This window comes from Clostridium nitrophenolicum (genome assembly GCF_055391695.1).
Genome location: NZ_AP042469.1, coordinates 2,882,318 through 2,897,362, shown reverse-complemented (window position 1 = coordinate 2,897,362; position 15,045 = coordinate 2,882,318). Strand labels below are relative to the sequence as shown.

Genomic DNA, 15,045 nt, shown 5'->3' with positions numbered 1-15,045 from the left:
AAAAATGTACAAGTTTTATGGAGGGAAGATATTATGTTATTAAGTGAAAATTTAAAAGAAAAACTTAGAAAAGAATTCATGCCTATAAAGTCATTGAAGGTGTTTTCTAATGCAGATGCCTTAAACCTAAAAATATCGTTTCTAAAATCATTACCTAAAGGAATTAGAGGTACTTGTTCAATGATACTAGATTTCTTTGAATGTAGGGTTAACACAGATGAATCTAAGGATAACTATATGATAGTATATGCTTCTCAGCAAGAGATAGGAGATACTTTAAGCTATACTCGAGAATACATATCCCATTGTATTAATCGCATGTCAGAAAGCTCCTTATGCCCATTTATAAAGGTGAGGCAAGGCTTGAACAGAAGCAACTACTATTATATGAGAAAGAAAAAGGAAATGGTAGAACTTTTGAAACAAATATTTCAGGCACAACAGGAAGAAGCAAAAGCTAAGAGTTCAGAAAAGCAACATAATGAGAGTAAAAAATACAATTATAATAAGGAGAAGGTTGGCATATTTAACAACTACAGGCAAAGGGATTATTCCAAAGAGGATTTGAAAAATATTGAATATGCCTTATTAGGATGGACTTAGCAAAAAAGCAAAAGACCTATCAAAGTTGCACCTTTGATAAGCCTAAACATTAAAATAAATGTACTTAACACTAATGTTATTATACCATTTTTAAAATAATTTTAAAATATCCTATCAAAAATTTTTGGAGGAATTTTAAAGTCTATTAAATTCAACCTTTTTAAATCATATATAAAAAAGGTTTATTTGTCGTTCTTAAAAATAATTCATATCATATAAATTTGGAACAACAATTCTTAAATAATATTCTTTTTAAATTGTAATCCATATTATAATATCTAAAATTTCCAATTCAATTATTAAATCCTTCAAATTGTCCTTATTAATTTTCGGATGTAAATTAGACTTCTGTATGGGGATAATACCAGTTCACAACCTAAAGTTAATAACGGTGTAAGTCTAAATGTAGTCCTAAAAACACACAAATATATATACTTTTTATATTAATAATTTTAATATGTATACAATAATACATTTATTTAGCACAACGTGAAGTTACTTACATTAATAGAACTTATAGTGTATAATATTATAAAATATATTATAAAATTTAGGGGAATTAATTATGGAAAAAATATTATTATCAACTACATCTGAACTAAATGGGTGGGATATAGTAGAGTATGTTGATATTGTTTCAGCACAGATTGTTATTGGAACAGGAGTTTTTAGTGATTTATTTGCTGAGCTAACTGATTTTATGGGAGGTAATTCCGATTCTTATGAGAAGCAGTTAAAACAATTAAACAATAAAGCTTTAAGTAATTTAAGTGAACAAGCAAAATCTTTAAATGCAAATGCAGTTGTTGGCATTAAATTAGACTATGACGAAATATCAGGAAAAGGTAAACAAATGTTCATGTTAACGGCAACTGGAACAGCAGTTATTGCCAAAAAGATTAATACTAAATTTATAGAATTAGATAATATGTTAGAAAACATTATAGATGAGGATTTAGCATATGGTAGAGTAGGAGGTTTGCCTTTAAAAAGAATAAAGATAGACAAGCTATTAAATTTATTAAATTATGAGAGTTCTATACTTGCTGAATTGAATGAAAAAATATTTAAATATTATAGAATAACAGGCAGATACTCAGAAGCAGAGGATTTGTTATATACTATGATAGGCAAGAGTAATTATATGAACAAGAAAAGATGGGTAGAAGAAGGGAATATATTCTACAAAAACATATTAAATAGAACAGATGCGGAATTAGAAAGTGGAAATTTACCAAGAAATGAAGTTTTAGATGGGATTAATGAGCTTAATAAAAAATATAACTTTAATAAAACATAATGTCATAATATCTATATTTTATAGATTATCAACAATGTCATTGAAAATATTATAAAAGAGGGATATGAGACTTAGTGGGAGTTTAGTGATTATATAAATTCTCTCATTAAAAATAAATTATGGGAGTGGTTATATTTGTAATTGGTATTATTGCTTTTTTGTAGGATTGTATTTTCTACAAAGAAAAGTGTATGAAAATCATAATAATAGAACAATAAATAATTATTATAAAAAAAATGTTTACCAGAAAATAGTGATTTAATAATGTTTTATGGTATTTATCCTAAAATAGATGATATAAGGTATTTTTATGTATGGAATAAAAATGATGTCCTATGTTCATTGTATCAATATCCAAACGGATAATTTATTCACAAGAAATTATTGAAAAACTTAAAAGACATAAGTATAAAAATAATATTCAGTTGATAGAAAATAATGATACTGTTTATTTTATTGACATAGGAGTACATAAAGATATCTATGATGAAATAAAGTTGCTAGAAATAATTGATAACAATTGGGGATTTTTATTAAATGATAAGCTGAAAGGTGTAAGTAGGGAAAGTCTTCAAAGTAATGAGCTCAAAGTATTAAGAAATAATAATTAAAATTGTTGCTTGAAGGCAAACAATAAAGTTATAACAGCAAATGTATTTTTTACAGCATCAGGAGTTCCATTTGAAATTGTACAATTTAGAGATTATTTTAAAACTTATTTAGATAATGTTACAAATGTTATTTTAAATGATAATAATTTTCTATATGAATGCAAAGAAAAATTAAAAATAGATATTAATGTTAGTGATTTATTGTTTGATATTAACAATAATACTTTTAAGAAACAAAAATAAGATAATCCGTATAGAATTAGGACTTGATTCTATTTGTTAAAAATTAGTGTATAAGGCTAATATTTAATTTATTAATAGAATAAGTAATATTAATAAATTAAATTTACGCTATATAGTCTCTAGTAACTATATTTTTTTAGTTTGGATTTATATACGAAATAATTGAAATGAATTTCTGGAAAATAGTTATAAGGAAGCCTTATTTATCTCGGCTAAGACTTCCTTATTTCTACTCAAGGGGGTGTCGCTAACATTTCAAATAAAGCCCACGCTAAGACATAAATTAACATGCAATTTATCAATTTTGTTGGCGACACCTCTACATTGAAAATTGATAAGTCTATAACTTTATTTTTTAATAAATTTAATAATTAAACGTATTAAAACAATAGCTAAACATATTAAAACAACAGCTATAATGCTTATAATTAGAATAACCGCTGAAATAGATATTTCCAATAATGTCACATCCTTATATTGGCTTATGAGATATTATCACTTGTCCAATAAGTGTCATTTCCAACATATAACGCTAAATTAGCACGATGACTTGCAGCACCACCATATATTGTCCAGTCAAAAGTTAAAATTGCAGAAGCTGGATCATAAGACTCATTAGGGATTACATTTAAGCTTGCACCCGAATAAGTTCCACCCAATACAGTGATAAGGTAAGTTGACTTTTGAATATCAGTCATAGTTATTCCATCAGAACCACCTTGTGTTAAATAGAAACTTGTACGAAATGAGGCAGTTACGGATCCATTGCTTGCATAAACCTTAGCATTAGTATATAAAGTATATCCTGTTCCATGAGTAATTTGTCCCGGATCAATGGCGGTTGGAGTAATTTCAGAGTTTGCTAGATTTACTTGTGTAACTTCAGCTTCTGATAAATCAATCGTCTGCACACTTATTGACCCATCATCAAAAACCTTTTTTATGTATTTTTCTCCTGTTGGTAAAGTTCCTTTAGTAGTTATACAATGATTTTTAGGATTAAAAGAATCCCAATCTTGTCCACCTTCTAATTTTGCAATAAGTTTAGTTTGAATCTTATTACTTACGTTATAAGAATTAAACCAGTTAACTAATTGGTCTTTTTCAGATTGTTTTAGTTGAGTCTTTTGGGTTACAGTGCTTACTTGTTTTACATCAGAATTTGATGTTTTAGCGCTTACTGGTGTAGCATATGAACTTGATCCAATTAACCCCAATATAAACGCTCCAATTAAGATTTTACTAATATTTTTTTTCATTTTAACTCCCCCTATTTAATAACATATTTAGAACATGATGCTAAATATATGCAAAATATAACAAGCTTGTTATTTATAAATATACCACAAACACAAAAAAAATGTAAGATGAATGTCGTGAAGTGCCATTTTTAAGTCGTAATCTATATAATAAAGGTTTGTAAACGTTTATTTTTATGCGAGAATAAATCTACGCCATAATAATGCCATTTCGCGATATTTGTATTTACTTTCATTTAAATAAGCGTTAAATATTTGATTTGGAGTAGTAGCAGCTAAGTTGTCATGTACTACAAAGTAGCTTTAAGGGGCTATCTTACTCAAGTCTACAATACTGTTATCAAAAATCAAGGTTTGTGGAACTAAATTCTCTAGCGTGGGCTTTGTCAGAAATGTTGGCGCTCCCCCTTTCATATCTACAATAACGCTTATATTCTTTATTGTACTCTACTTCCCTCGTGTTTTTTATTTAATTATATATTATGATTATAGTGTTATATACAAAGAATTTAAATATAAGATGTATTGGTGAAATGAAAAGTTATAACTTTAATAAAACATAGTATAGAAAAAATAAGTGTATTTGCGTTTTGTAAGTATACTTATTTTATTTGCTTCATGTTTATAATTTAAAATTTGATAAGAAAATATGATGACTTATTAGAAATTTGAGAGGATAAACTAGAAGAGATATAATTGGTCTACTAAAAAAGTAGCGTGTTTAAAATTCATTACATCTAATCTTTTAATAGGAACTTTAAAGATTTTTAATAAAGGCGCAATTATTTATTTTTTTTATATAATATTGTATAATTTTAGTTAATGTTGTAATGATTCCTATAAGAAGATAGATAGTAGTTAATTTAATAGCTACTAAAGGTAATAACCATATAGCTTTTATTAATAATTTTTATATACAATTAAGAATAGACAGGTGATTTAAATGAATGAAAGTAATATTATAACGGATAGGATATGTACCGATTGTGTACATGCTAAAGTTAATTCTAAAAGTAAGTACAAGAATCCAGATATATACTGCATAAGACGTGGAAATTGTAAGTTAACTGATAAGTATGAAGCAAAATGGTGTGATTTATATAAAGAAGGATAATTAACAAATGACTAAAAAAGAAGCTGAGGAAGTAAAATGGATAAATTTGAACTAAGAAATAAGGAAATTATCAAAAAAATTAAAGCAGGAAATTCATATGAACAATTGGCTCAAGAATATAGAGTATCTATTTCAAGTATTAGTAGTATATTTAAACAATATAGTAGATTCAAAGATTGTTGTTTAAATATAGAAAATTTAAAATCTAAAAATATTATTACCAAAGAAACAAAATTGTATGATTTATGTAAATTATTAAAGTTTGAAACTCGTAGTATTAATAATTTAGTGCGTAGGCATATTGTAAGCATTGAACAATTAGTAGTATTAAATGATGAACAAATTTATACTTTAAGAAATGTTGGGAAACTAACAAAAGCTTATATCGAAGAATGTTTGTCTAATTATAAAAATAATGAGGATAAATACTTACAACCTTATGATAATGAAGATATAATTTTAGAAAATTTTAATACTAATATAAACTGTTATATGCTAGAATCAACAGATGAATGTAATATGGAGAATATTAATTATCCATTAAATGATGAAAGGATTCAATGTGCTAAAGCTAATAGAGAATATATTTGGAAATTAATCGATCTAGTAGATGATGGCCAACTTAGTTATAGTTTTCTAAAAAAGGAATTAGACAAAGAGTTTGATAGAATAGAAAAGAATAATGAACAGTTAATAGAAATGTTGTCACAATTAAGACAGGGTGAAATTTTATATAATGAAGATTAAAACAAAAGAAATACCACTAAGAAAAAGAGTTTTCCCTTTTAAACGGAAAAATCTCTAAACAAGGTGGCAGATCAGTTTTAGAGGTTTTTATAATAGTTTGGTAAATGCTAAGGTTACAAACTTAATAGGACAAGGATATAAAAAAATTATTTTAAATTGTAGGGGAGTTATATAAATTAATGATAGAAATAATTAAAGAATTTAATGGTATTATCGGAGCTGTAGTAGGATCGGTGACTACACTAATTGTTACTAAATTATTGAAAAGCACAGGTAAAATACATTTATATTTAAAAGACTGGGATGTAAAAAACACAATAAAAAACGAATTTAGAGAAAGAACTTATATAAAAACAACTTCCTTAGAAGTAGAGTCATTATATATAAAATTTAAAATGGATATATATAATAGCTCGGAAATTCCCAAAATAATGAGAAATATTAAAATAGGGTTTTATGATAACAAAAAAGAATTATTTAGTGTGATTTTAAATGACAAAGATAATGAGATTACAAGAGAATATTTTAGTTTTTCACAAGAATCAACTATAATAAATATTGAGGCTAAAAAATGTATAGTTAAAGAATTTAATTTTAATATAGATGATAAAACTATAATCGATTTATTAAAAAATACAAATACAATTTATTTTATGTATACAAATGAAAAGAATAAAAATAAAAAAGTTTTAATTAGAAAAAATATCCTTAATGAATAGGGGGGATGTTTCTGATAAAACACTAAAATTTAATGAGAAAAAGGGGAATTTAAATGCCAGATCCACCATCCTGGGGATATGGCAAATGAAGAACATGATTCTTATAAAACAATAGATATTTATGTGTATAATTAGAGAGTAAAATTTTTACTCTCTTTTTAACGATGATTACTAAGTAAATCTCTCATATTTCCGATGATTTGTCTAAATCCAAAATAGAAAATTATATTAAAATTTGTTAGAGATAAGTTATCTTTTAATACTTTCCAAAAGTAAATTTTATCATTATACCAATTAAAGCTTTCATTTAATTCGCATTCTCCATAAAAATCACCTTTAAGTATTATAGCATTATCACAAGGTCTAATATAAAGATTAGTTTTATCGATATCTCTAGGGTTTATTATAATTTTATATTTTCTCGGAATTCCTTCAGTTCCATGAGAAAAGAAAAAACTATCTAGCGAAGGCTCATCATTTAAATTTTCTGATTGATGAAACCACACATATCTTTCTTTAGCTTCATTCCAATGCATTGAGTAATTTGATTTTGCACTGCTATTTCCGGTTATTTTTAATTTATTTTTACTTTTGTATTCAGAAATTGAATCATCTGATAAAAAATTAGTATAATGAATTAATTTATGGTTTAACAAGTAATTATATTCATTAGTACTTAAAGTTCTAATAAAGAAATCATTCTTTTTAAAACCAAATAGTATACCTAATAAATGGAAGAATATAGACAATAATACAACTAATAATATAAAGGTCACTATATATGATATTGTAAATGTTAAGATGGGATTTATGGATGAATTAGCAAATTTCATTGCTATATTAGTTGCTATATTAAGTAAAGCAATTGATATAAATAAAGTATATATGCATGCTATAAATACTGAAATTAAATGTCGCATCCACCCTACTAGTCCAGTAATTTTCTTCCCTTGTTTACTCATAAAAACATATCACCTCATACACAATTTCCTATATTATAACACGGTTGGACAAATTGGGAAAATTTTCTCATAATGAGTATAGTAATTAATTAAACAATACAAAATTACGAGATAATAAGAGAATTTAGAAGAAAAATAAATATAATTGAATCAGATGACTGAATATGATAGAATATAAAATAAACTAAAGCTGATTAGGAGGCTTAGGAATCATGGATATCAAAGAAATAAATTTTGAAATTGCTAACTTACTAAAAAAAGAACTAACAGAAGCCTCGTTTAAGACGTGGTGTAAAGAAAGTATTGAAAATGCCTACATGGAAGGAAATAATATTATAATTCCAGTAGCAAATGATTTTGAAAAAGCAATAATTGAAGAAAAATATTTATTGTTATTTAACACAGCTTATTGTCGTTTTATTGGTAATGGGTTTAGTTATAACAAAATTATAATTAGGGTTGATAAAAACATAGAATCAAAGCAAGATCAAAAAGAAGAATATGTTTTAAAAACAGTAGAAGATATGAGAAAGATAGCCGATAGGAAAAATGCTGAGTCAATTAATATAAAAAAAGAAATTGAGAAAACACTAAGAAAAATATTAGATACTATTGAAATGATGGCTGAAAATTATTCTACAAGTTATATGTGTAATAAAGTTGAATCTGATATTATAGAGAATGTAAGTGAAGAATTGGTGAAATTAGGATTTAAAACTAGTATAACTGACTTTAGTAATCACATTAAGGTAATAAGTATAAAATGGGATAAGTAAAATAATAAATGATATTTAAAAGGTGCTTATATGGATATAAAACAAATATTTATAGACTTACTTACACAATTATTAGAAAATAAAATAGATAGAAACACAGCAGCAAAGCTAATGAGAGAACGTGTTACTTGGGATGATGTGTTTAATTTAAAAAATGATTGTGTATCTCATGCTTATTTTACAATAGATGCTCTAGACTATGAATACACTAATACGACAGATTCTGAGTTGTTTTATTTACAAGAATGTTTAGAAGGAAAAAGAGAATATAATGATGAAGACAAATGGGAATTCATATTAAATAGCAAAGATCCTATTTGTAAATTAACACCTTCGTTAAAAAGTCAGAAAGTGTCTATAGACGATTTTGACATGTATAGACCTGAGAAAATAGAACTTATAGAAGGTGAGATATGTGGTGATAAAATAGTAGCATCTCAATTATTGACATTACTTATGTATAACTTAGGTGTGGATGCTGTAGTTAGGTTATTGCCAAAACAAATTTGGGAAGAAACATTAAAAAATTATAGTAATAAACAATAGATTATAATGAAATTTATTGTTATCCATTTGTTAAAAATAAATATTCTGAGAAAATAGATTAAAAGAAGCCTTAGCTGAGAAATAAGACTTCTTTATTTTTACTCAAATACAATACAAGGAAAACCTTGAAATTATAACATGTTTATATGTATTTTAATGTATTACAAAGTAATCTCTAAAAGATTAATTTTTCAAAAATTTTACCAAAATATAACCATATTAAAATTATCACTTTCGCTTCCTAATAGTCTCCAATTAAGTATAGAATTTTTGCCTAGTATTCTAAATGAAGATTCTCTTAAATCATACCTTGTTTTAATACTTGAAATTGTATCATCTGTACAGTTCAAAAATGGCAGCATATGTAATCTTTCAGTATTTACTTTTGGATTTTTACCTGTATTGTTTCCTAATTGTAATAACTGACTCCAACTAAAAATTGTACACCAACCACATATTATCGTTCGTTTGTTTTTATTACCGTTATCTATTTCGTTACATAACCAATTCAATGCACTATAAAAAGACGGTTCCCATCTTAATTTATTTATTCCATAATTACAATTCCAATTTCTCCAGTATTTTACTTCTACCTCAAATTGTTTATAGTCAATTATAATATCTCTACCTCGAGTTCCGTGTGATGGATATCTAGCAAGATTTGCAAAAGACCTACCAAGTTTGTTAACTAAATCATTTTCACAAATTTTATAATTAGCGTAGTTTCTTCTTTCGTTCAAACTCATGGTGTTAAAAATAAGATTGAACTCATCTATTATAATTCTACAAGTTGAATCAAAATAATTAACTATAGAATATTCATTATTCATTTTACCACCTCCAATCGTATTATATGGATAATAACGTAGATTATACGAAATTATATTTAGAATACTTTTAATATCTCATTAATGCTTTGTTTTTCATTTTGTATTGTTTAATTTATTAAATGAATTTAAAGGATAAATTTTATAAAATTAGCAACTATTTAGAGTTTAATAGAGGAATTTCCTTTGATTTGTAGAATGTTTACAAAAGAAGGGAGATTACAACTATAAATGAGAAAATGGAGATGCAGCTATGAGTTTAATAAAATGTCCAGAGTGTCAAAGGGAAATATCGGATACATCTGTATCATGTCCAGGGTGTGGATATAGATTAAAAACTATGTCTGATAAAAGTATAAAACTAATAAGTATTTGTATAATAATTATAATAATAATTGGGAGCATTGCTTTTTATAATTATAAAGAAAACAAGCATCAAGAAGATTTAAAAAAACAGACAGAAGATTTGAAAAAAGCCAATGATAATTTAAATAAATATTTAGATGAAAATAAATGATAAGTTATAAAAAGGTAGAGGAACATTCATTCTTCTACCTTTTCGTTTTCAAATTATTCCTCCTTAACTAATTCCATTATATCTGGAAGATCACATTTTAGAGCCTTGCATAATTTTTCTAACGTATCCAAGTTAACACTTTTAACTTTATTATTTACTATTTTATGTATGCTAGCATAGGTAATGCCACTCTCCTGTGCCAACCAATAGGCACTAACTCGGTTATCCTCTAATATTTTATCAATTTTAAATCTTACCATTATACGACACACTCCATTCCTTAATTATAATAACAAAAACTACATTATGTATAAATAATAGTATTTATTACTATTTTATATATAATTATATACCTTATTTATGCATAATTCAATACATAATATAGTTTTAAATTTGAATATTATATACTTGACTATATATAATACAAAGTGTACAATGTGTATATAAGGTAAATAAATCCTTATAAAAATAAAAAGCACCCACCTGAAGGTAAGGTACTTCTACTTGCAATTTAAGTATACACCTTCAATTGGGTAAAATCAATATTCAATAAGGAAGGTGAAAATATGAGTATCAAAGTTTTACAAAGATTTTTAGTATTTGCAGCTGAGTTTAATATTGCACCTACGCCAGAAAATCTAAAGAAGTTTAAAAAATTACAGGATGTGCAACATGTTTAACTTAAGTAATATTAGTAGTATTAAAAATAAGGGAGATGTAAAAATGATATACGCAAAGAAACTTAGTGATTTTGAAATTGAGTATGTTAATAATTGTGCAGTAGAGGAATTGGCTACAGTAGCAGAGGTAGAAGATTATATTTGTTTAGGTGCAGAAATACCAGGAGAATGCCTTATAGGAGTTAAAGAAGGATACATAGTAGCAGATGAACAATGTGATACACATTTCTTTAAAAAGGATAGTATATGTAGACCAATGTTTTCTAGTATTTTAGAAACTTTTGTATAAAAATTTTCTAAAGGTGGTTGACTGAGAGTATTACAAATGATATATTATAAGCATAGAGTGTCGTACTGAAAGTATTACATTTAACATTTGTAATGAGGTGGTTAAGATTATAGGGTTAGAATATATATGTTTGTTATCAAATACAAAATATGTTGAAATAGCCGAAATGTTGGGAATATCTAAGCAAACAGTTAATTCGTGGGTATCTGGTAGAAGAAAAATACCAGAAAAACACCTTGAAACATTATCTGAAAAATTTAACAAAGTACCTATTGAGTATTTTCAAAAAGAATTAACAGTAGAAGAAACCGATGAAGTAGAAATTAAAGTAATATCTAAACTTGCAAATGAAATAAATTCAAATAGTGAGGCTAGAAAGGAATATGAAAGACTAATTAATCTAGTGGAAAAGGTAAATAGTTTTAGATTAGTAGCTAATTCATCAATATTACTAGATATAGAAGATATATTTGATATAAAAGAAAAGTTAAATGAAATATTGAATTTACCAGAAGAAGAAGAAAAACAACCTATAGTTAATAGTATATTGAGTCTATTCTATATTATTATTGAAAAAAAGATTAATATAAGTGTGTTAAATGAGATTTTAGACAGTATTTATTGGAACAAGGAATTGAAACAAGATAAAATGAATGTGCCCGATAATTGGGAAGGTGTGCATTTTGGAACAGAATTAATTAATCTTATAAAATGTAGATATAAACAAATTGAAGCTGAACTAGAAGAACAAGAAGAGTATTACAGAACTATCTAGCCAAATGTTACAACCTTTCTTATCTTAGATTAAGTTAGGTTGTAAATTCAAATGAAATAATCAAAGTGAGATAAATTTTATATTTTATTACAAACACAAATAAGGTTATAAACTAACGCTACAACCAATTATTTCAACCATATAAACTTGAATGGCAATATTTAGACGAATAAAAACTAATATCCAATTTTACATTGAATAGGTAAATGTGATAAACTACGAAGTGGGTTCTGTACTCTAAAATTAAATACTAAATACAGGGAATAATTGACGGTTATTTCCTGTTAACCAACTCATTTATTATTACATTCTAACCAACTTTTTAAATCTTATACATCAACCATAGAAAGGAGATGATAATTATTTTTTTATTAACTCTTGTCAACATTATAAAACATAAATTGACTATTGTCAATGAAATCTTTATTTTAAAAGTGCTACAAACCGCATAACTTGGTCACAAAAAGTGGTTTCTATGCGTTTAAAATTGATTAATGAACATTTATACGGAAAAGTGAAAATTAAGCGATCGTAGAGACTTCTATTTGTAATAGATAGTTGGAAGCATTGAAAGCACTATGATTAAAAATTTAAATTCAAAGGAGATAGAAAATATGAATGAAATAATTAAAGGGAATTCAATAGGAGCTACTACAAAAATAACAGTGGTTGACCTTGGTAATATGAATATCAAATACATAGGAGAAAATCAAGGCAGCTTTAGTTCAAGAATTAGTATGGATTATCAAGCCTACAGTGAAGGACTACAAAGAATAGAGTTAGAAGGAAAAACTACATATTTGGCTATAGGAGAGTTATCAAGGGAGTTCAATAAATGTGAAAGGGATTATATGGCACAATTGCTTTATGCAATTTGTAAAGCTAATGAAGGACAAGAAATTATAGAAACTAATTTAACTCTATTATTACCTTCACTTCAAATGGAGAATAAGAAAAAACTTATAGAAAATTTAAAGGGTAAGGAATTTAATTTCAAATTTAATGGTATAGAGAGCATAGTTAAAATTAATGAAATGATGGTACTGCCAGAAGGATTTGCTTCATTCTATTCACTTTCAGATGAAGAACAAAGTAAGGATATATGTATACTTGATTTAGGTTCAAGAACTATAAATATATGTTGTATGGTAGATGGAGAAATAGAAACTTTACAAACAATTAGACAAGGTTCATTCGATTTTTACAATAAAATAAGAGCCTTAGAAAATGCAAAAGGTGAGGATCTTAATGAGGAAACAGTTGTTAGATGTATAAAAAATGGAACAATCAAAATAACACAGAAACAACTAGGAGAATTTCTTCAAGATATATTAAATTCTGTAAAAGGATATGTGAATTTAAAAACATATAATGAAATAATCTTCACAGGTGGCACAAGCTTAATGTTACAAGATGTAATAAACAAACTAACAAATTTAGATTATAAGATACATGAAAATGCTTTAAATAGCAATGCAATAGGAGCTTTAAATGCCTCAAAATTGGCTTGGGAAGTGGCTTAATTATGTCTAGCAGAAGGATTTATATTACATTAAATGACCAAAAAGAGAAGGATAGGATAATCGAAGACTATCTTTCTCAATCCTATTCGGAATCTGATGCTATAAAGGAAGCAATATACCGATTAGCAACTAATAATATCCAACAAGTTCAAAAAGTATCTAAAGATAATAATAAGATGCAAAAAAACACTAAAAGGAATAAAAAGGTACAAAAGGGTGCTAATAATACCGATAAGGTTGAAAAAGCAACTAATGATATTAATTCGAGACAACCAGCACCTATAAATAAGGATAAGGTATTAAATGATACTAATAGTAATAGCAAGGTACAAACAGATGTAAATGATGATATATCGTTAGATATAGGTCAATTTAGTGATGAACCTGTAGAGGTAAAGCAAGATGATAAGGACAAAGCCGAGGAAGTAAGACAAAAGAAACTAAAAGCATTAAAACAATTTATGTAAGAAGGGAGTAAACACAATGAATGGTGCAGAATTACAATTAATGCAAGAATATAGAAAGCTAGAACTAGATTTTGAAAATTTTTTAATGATAGAAACAAACAATAAAATATCCAAATTTGTAGATGAAAAAGGCATTGAAACATATGATACAGTGCAAAAAATATGTAATGAAATTAATAATATATTAAACAAAATAACTGATTATAATAATTTAGAGTGTAATTTTGATGAATTTATAGAAAAAACAGAAAAGTTTTATGATGATGCGGATAAAATTATTAATTATTTTACGGCTAATGAACTAGTAAAAGAAATAATAGATATTGTTACACCTGAATTAAATTTAAAAATGAGAACAATGACAGAATTACAAAGTATTTGCAACAAAAAAGGATATCAAAAAATAAGCTTCAATATGAAATTTGGTATAGAAAAATTAAGGAAAACTTTATCAACAGTATTAAAAGAACTATTTTTGGGATGTATTAGATATTATAAAAACTTGATAATTAAAGAATTTCTTAAAACAGACAGTAGAATAAAAGAAAAATATGAAGACTGTATGACTTATTATAAAACAAATAAAAAGGACGATATGAAATTACAAAAAATACTAGACTGTAATCAAATGGATTCTTTTCTTAATGATTTAGGATATAAACCAGTACGACAGAACGGAAGTCACTTAATCTATTCTGATGGGGTGAATAGTATTCCAGTACCACAACATAGTTCCTTAAACAAAGGACTAGCTTATGAAATACAAAAACAAGCTATAACAACAAACACTATATAAAACATATTGGATTAGGGGGGAGTAAATCCTCCTAGTCCATAAATAAAATAACGAAATAAAGGGAGTGAATTATATCAATGAATTATAACGGAGATGTTTTTGTGGCTAAATCTAAGAGGCTTGCTGATTATTTAATGGACAAGGGTTTTAAATTGAAAAGAAAAAATAAATGTGAGTATAGAGAGAATGCTTATGTGTACATATTTAACAATTCTATTAGGGTTCAAGCAGCAGTAGAGGAATACTTTAAGCAATATAATTCTCATCAATCTATGTAGGATTGGAGGAATT

20 protein-coding genes are annotated in these 15,045 nt (G+C 26.2%); 16 read left to right on the top strand and 4 right to left on the bottom strand.

The genetic code is table 11. The features are described 5' to 3' along the window. Window positions 1-33 precede the first annotated feature (33 nt). The 4 genes from ACZ5N4_RS13715 to ACZ5N4_RS13700 all read left to right on the top strand — a co-directional run bounded on the left by ACZ5N4_RS13715 (window position 34) and on the right by ACZ5N4_RS13700 (window position 2,757). On the top strand, window positions 34-603 hold the full coding sequence (locus tag ACZ5N4_RS13715) for a hypothetical protein (protein WP_464203079.1): 570 nt from the start codon (window positions 34-36) through the stop codon (window positions 601-603). A 565-nt stretch (window positions 604-1,168) separates the two neighbouring features. Continuing rightward, entirely contained in the window at window positions 1,169-1,903 is a 735-nt protein-coding gene (locus ACZ5N4_RS13710) for a DUF6483 family protein (protein WP_464203078.1), read from the top strand. 335 nt (window positions 1,904-2,238) lie between these two features. Next, window positions 2,239-2,514, top strand: a complete 276-nt coding sequence (locus ACZ5N4_RS13705; RefSeq protein WP_464203076.1) for a hypothetical protein — start codon at window positions 2,239-2,241, stop codon at window positions 2,512-2,514. Between the two features lie 9 nt (window positions 2,515-2,523). Next, window positions 2,524-2,757 (top strand): hypothetical protein, encoded by a 234-nt coding sequence (locus ACZ5N4_RS13700; RefSeq protein WP_464203075.1) that lies wholly within the window; start codon window positions 2,524-2,526, stop codon window positions 2,755-2,757. Between the two features lie 482 nt (window positions 2,758-3,239). Here ACZ5N4_RS13700 and ACZ5N4_RS13695 read toward each other — a convergent pair whose 3' ends face one another. Beyond that, a complete protein-coding gene (locus ACZ5N4_RS13695) occupies window positions 3,240-4,016 on the bottom strand; it encodes a hypothetical protein (protein WP_464203074.1) in 777 nt (258 codons plus the stop codon). 943 nt (window positions 4,017-4,959) lie between these two features. Here ACZ5N4_RS13695 and ACZ5N4_RS13690 point away from each other — a divergent pair. The 3 genes from ACZ5N4_RS13690 to ACZ5N4_RS13680 all read left to right on the top strand — a co-directional run bounded on the left by ACZ5N4_RS13690 (window position 4,960) and on the right by ACZ5N4_RS13680 (window position 6,596). Then, the gene (locus ACZ5N4_RS13690) at window positions 4,960-5,130 is read left to right on the top strand and encodes a hypothetical protein (protein ID WP_464203072.1); all 171 of its coding nucleotides are present in this window, start codon (window positions 4,960-4,962) and stop codon (window positions 5,128-5,130) included. Between the two features lie 36 nt (window positions 5,131-5,166). Then, window positions 5,167-5,877 (top strand): hypothetical protein, encoded by a 711-nt coding sequence (locus ACZ5N4_RS13685; RefSeq protein WP_464203071.1) that lies wholly within the window; start codon window positions 5,167-5,169, stop codon window positions 5,875-5,877. Window positions 5,878-6,056: 179 nt separating this feature from the next. Beyond that, window positions 6,057-6,596 carry a hypothetical protein gene (locus ACZ5N4_RS13680; protein WP_464203069.1) on the top strand — a complete coding sequence of 180 codons (540 nt, stop codon included), beginning with the start codon at window positions 6,057-6,059 and terminating at the stop codon, window positions 6,594-6,596. Window positions 6,597-6,754: 158 nt separating this feature from the next. Here ACZ5N4_RS13680 and ACZ5N4_RS13675 read toward each other — a convergent pair whose 3' ends face one another. Further along, the gene (locus tag ACZ5N4_RS13675; RefSeq protein WP_464203068.1) at window positions 6,755-7,558 is read right to left on the bottom strand and encodes a hypothetical protein; all 804 of its coding nucleotides are present in this window, start codon (window positions 7,556-7,558) and stop codon (window positions 6,755-6,757) included. Window positions 7,559-7,770: 212 nt separating this feature from the next. Between ACZ5N4_RS13675 and ACZ5N4_RS13670 the strand changes: the two genes are divergently transcribed. Continuing rightward, entirely contained in the window at window positions 7,771-8,334 is a 564-nt protein-coding gene (locus ACZ5N4_RS13670) for a DnaA N-terminal domain-containing protein (protein ID WP_464203067.1), read from the top strand. Between the two features lie 30 nt (window positions 8,335-8,364). After that, the gene (locus ACZ5N4_RS13665) at window positions 8,365-8,880 is read left to right on the top strand and encodes a hypothetical protein (protein WP_464203066.1); all 516 of its coding nucleotides are present in this window, start codon (window positions 8,365-8,367) and stop codon (window positions 8,878-8,880) included. 200 nt (window positions 8,881-9,080) lie between these two features. Here ACZ5N4_RS13665 and ACZ5N4_RS13660 read toward each other — a convergent pair whose 3' ends face one another. Beyond that, window positions 9,081-9,710 (bottom strand): hypothetical protein, encoded by a 630-nt coding sequence (locus ACZ5N4_RS13660; protein WP_464203065.1) that lies wholly within the window; start codon window positions 9,708-9,710, stop codon window positions 9,081-9,083. 250 nt (window positions 9,711-9,960) lie between these two features. Here ACZ5N4_RS13660 and ACZ5N4_RS13655 point away from each other — a divergent pair, with 250 nt between their 5' ends. Further along, on the top strand, window positions 9,961-10,224 hold the full coding sequence (locus ACZ5N4_RS13655) for a zinc-ribbon domain-containing protein (RefSeq protein WP_464203064.1): 264 nt from the start codon (window positions 9,961-9,963) through the stop codon (window positions 10,222-10,224). A 53-nt stretch (window positions 10,225-10,277) separates the two neighbouring features. On the opposite strand, the gene ACZ5N4_RS13650 is transcribed toward ACZ5N4_RS13655, so the two are convergent. Continuing rightward, window positions 10,278-10,484 carry a helix-turn-helix domain-containing protein gene (locus tag ACZ5N4_RS13650; protein WP_464203063.1) on the bottom strand — a complete coding sequence of 69 codons (207 nt, stop codon included), beginning with the start codon at window positions 10,482-10,484 and terminating at the stop codon, window positions 10,278-10,280. A 412-nt stretch (window positions 10,485-10,896) separates the two neighbouring features. Between ACZ5N4_RS13650 and ACZ5N4_RS13645 the strand changes: the two genes are divergently transcribed. The 6 genes from ACZ5N4_RS13645 (at window position 10,897) to ACZ5N4_RS13620 (ending at window position 15,032) form a co-directional block, all read left to right on the top strand. After that, entirely contained in the window at window positions 10,897-11,193 is a 297-nt protein-coding gene (locus ACZ5N4_RS13645) for a hypothetical protein (RefSeq protein WP_464203062.1), read from the top strand. Window positions 11,194-11,323: 130 nt separating this feature from the next. Further along, on the top strand, window positions 11,324-11,968 hold the full coding sequence (locus ACZ5N4_RS13640) for a helix-turn-helix domain-containing protein (RefSeq protein WP_464203061.1): 645 nt from the start codon (window positions 11,324-11,326) through the stop codon (window positions 11,966-11,968). 578 nt (window positions 11,969-12,546) lie between these two features. Then, complete coding sequence (locus tag ACZ5N4_RS13635; RefSeq protein WP_464203060.1) at window positions 12,547-13,491, top strand: ParM/StbA family protein; 945 nt, start codon at window positions 12,547-12,549, stop codon at window positions 13,489-13,491. A gap of 2 nt (window positions 13,492-13,493) precedes the next feature. Beyond that, entirely contained in the window at window positions 13,494-13,958 is a 465-nt protein-coding gene (locus ACZ5N4_RS13630; protein ID WP_464210775.1) for a hypothetical protein, read from the top strand. Window positions 13,959-13,974: 16 nt separating this feature from the next. Beyond that, complete coding sequence (locus tag ACZ5N4_RS13625) at window positions 13,975-14,754, top strand: type II toxin-antitoxin system HicA family toxin (protein WP_464210773.1); 780 nt, start codon at window positions 13,975-13,977, stop codon at window positions 14,752-14,754. A gap of 77 nt (window positions 14,755-14,831) precedes the next feature. Next, complete coding sequence (locus tag ACZ5N4_RS13620; RefSeq protein WP_464210771.1) at window positions 14,832-15,032, top strand: DUF5659 domain-containing protein; 201 nt, start codon at window positions 14,832-14,834, stop codon at window positions 15,030-15,032. The last annotated feature ends 13 nt before the right edge of the window (window positions 15,033-15,045 follow it).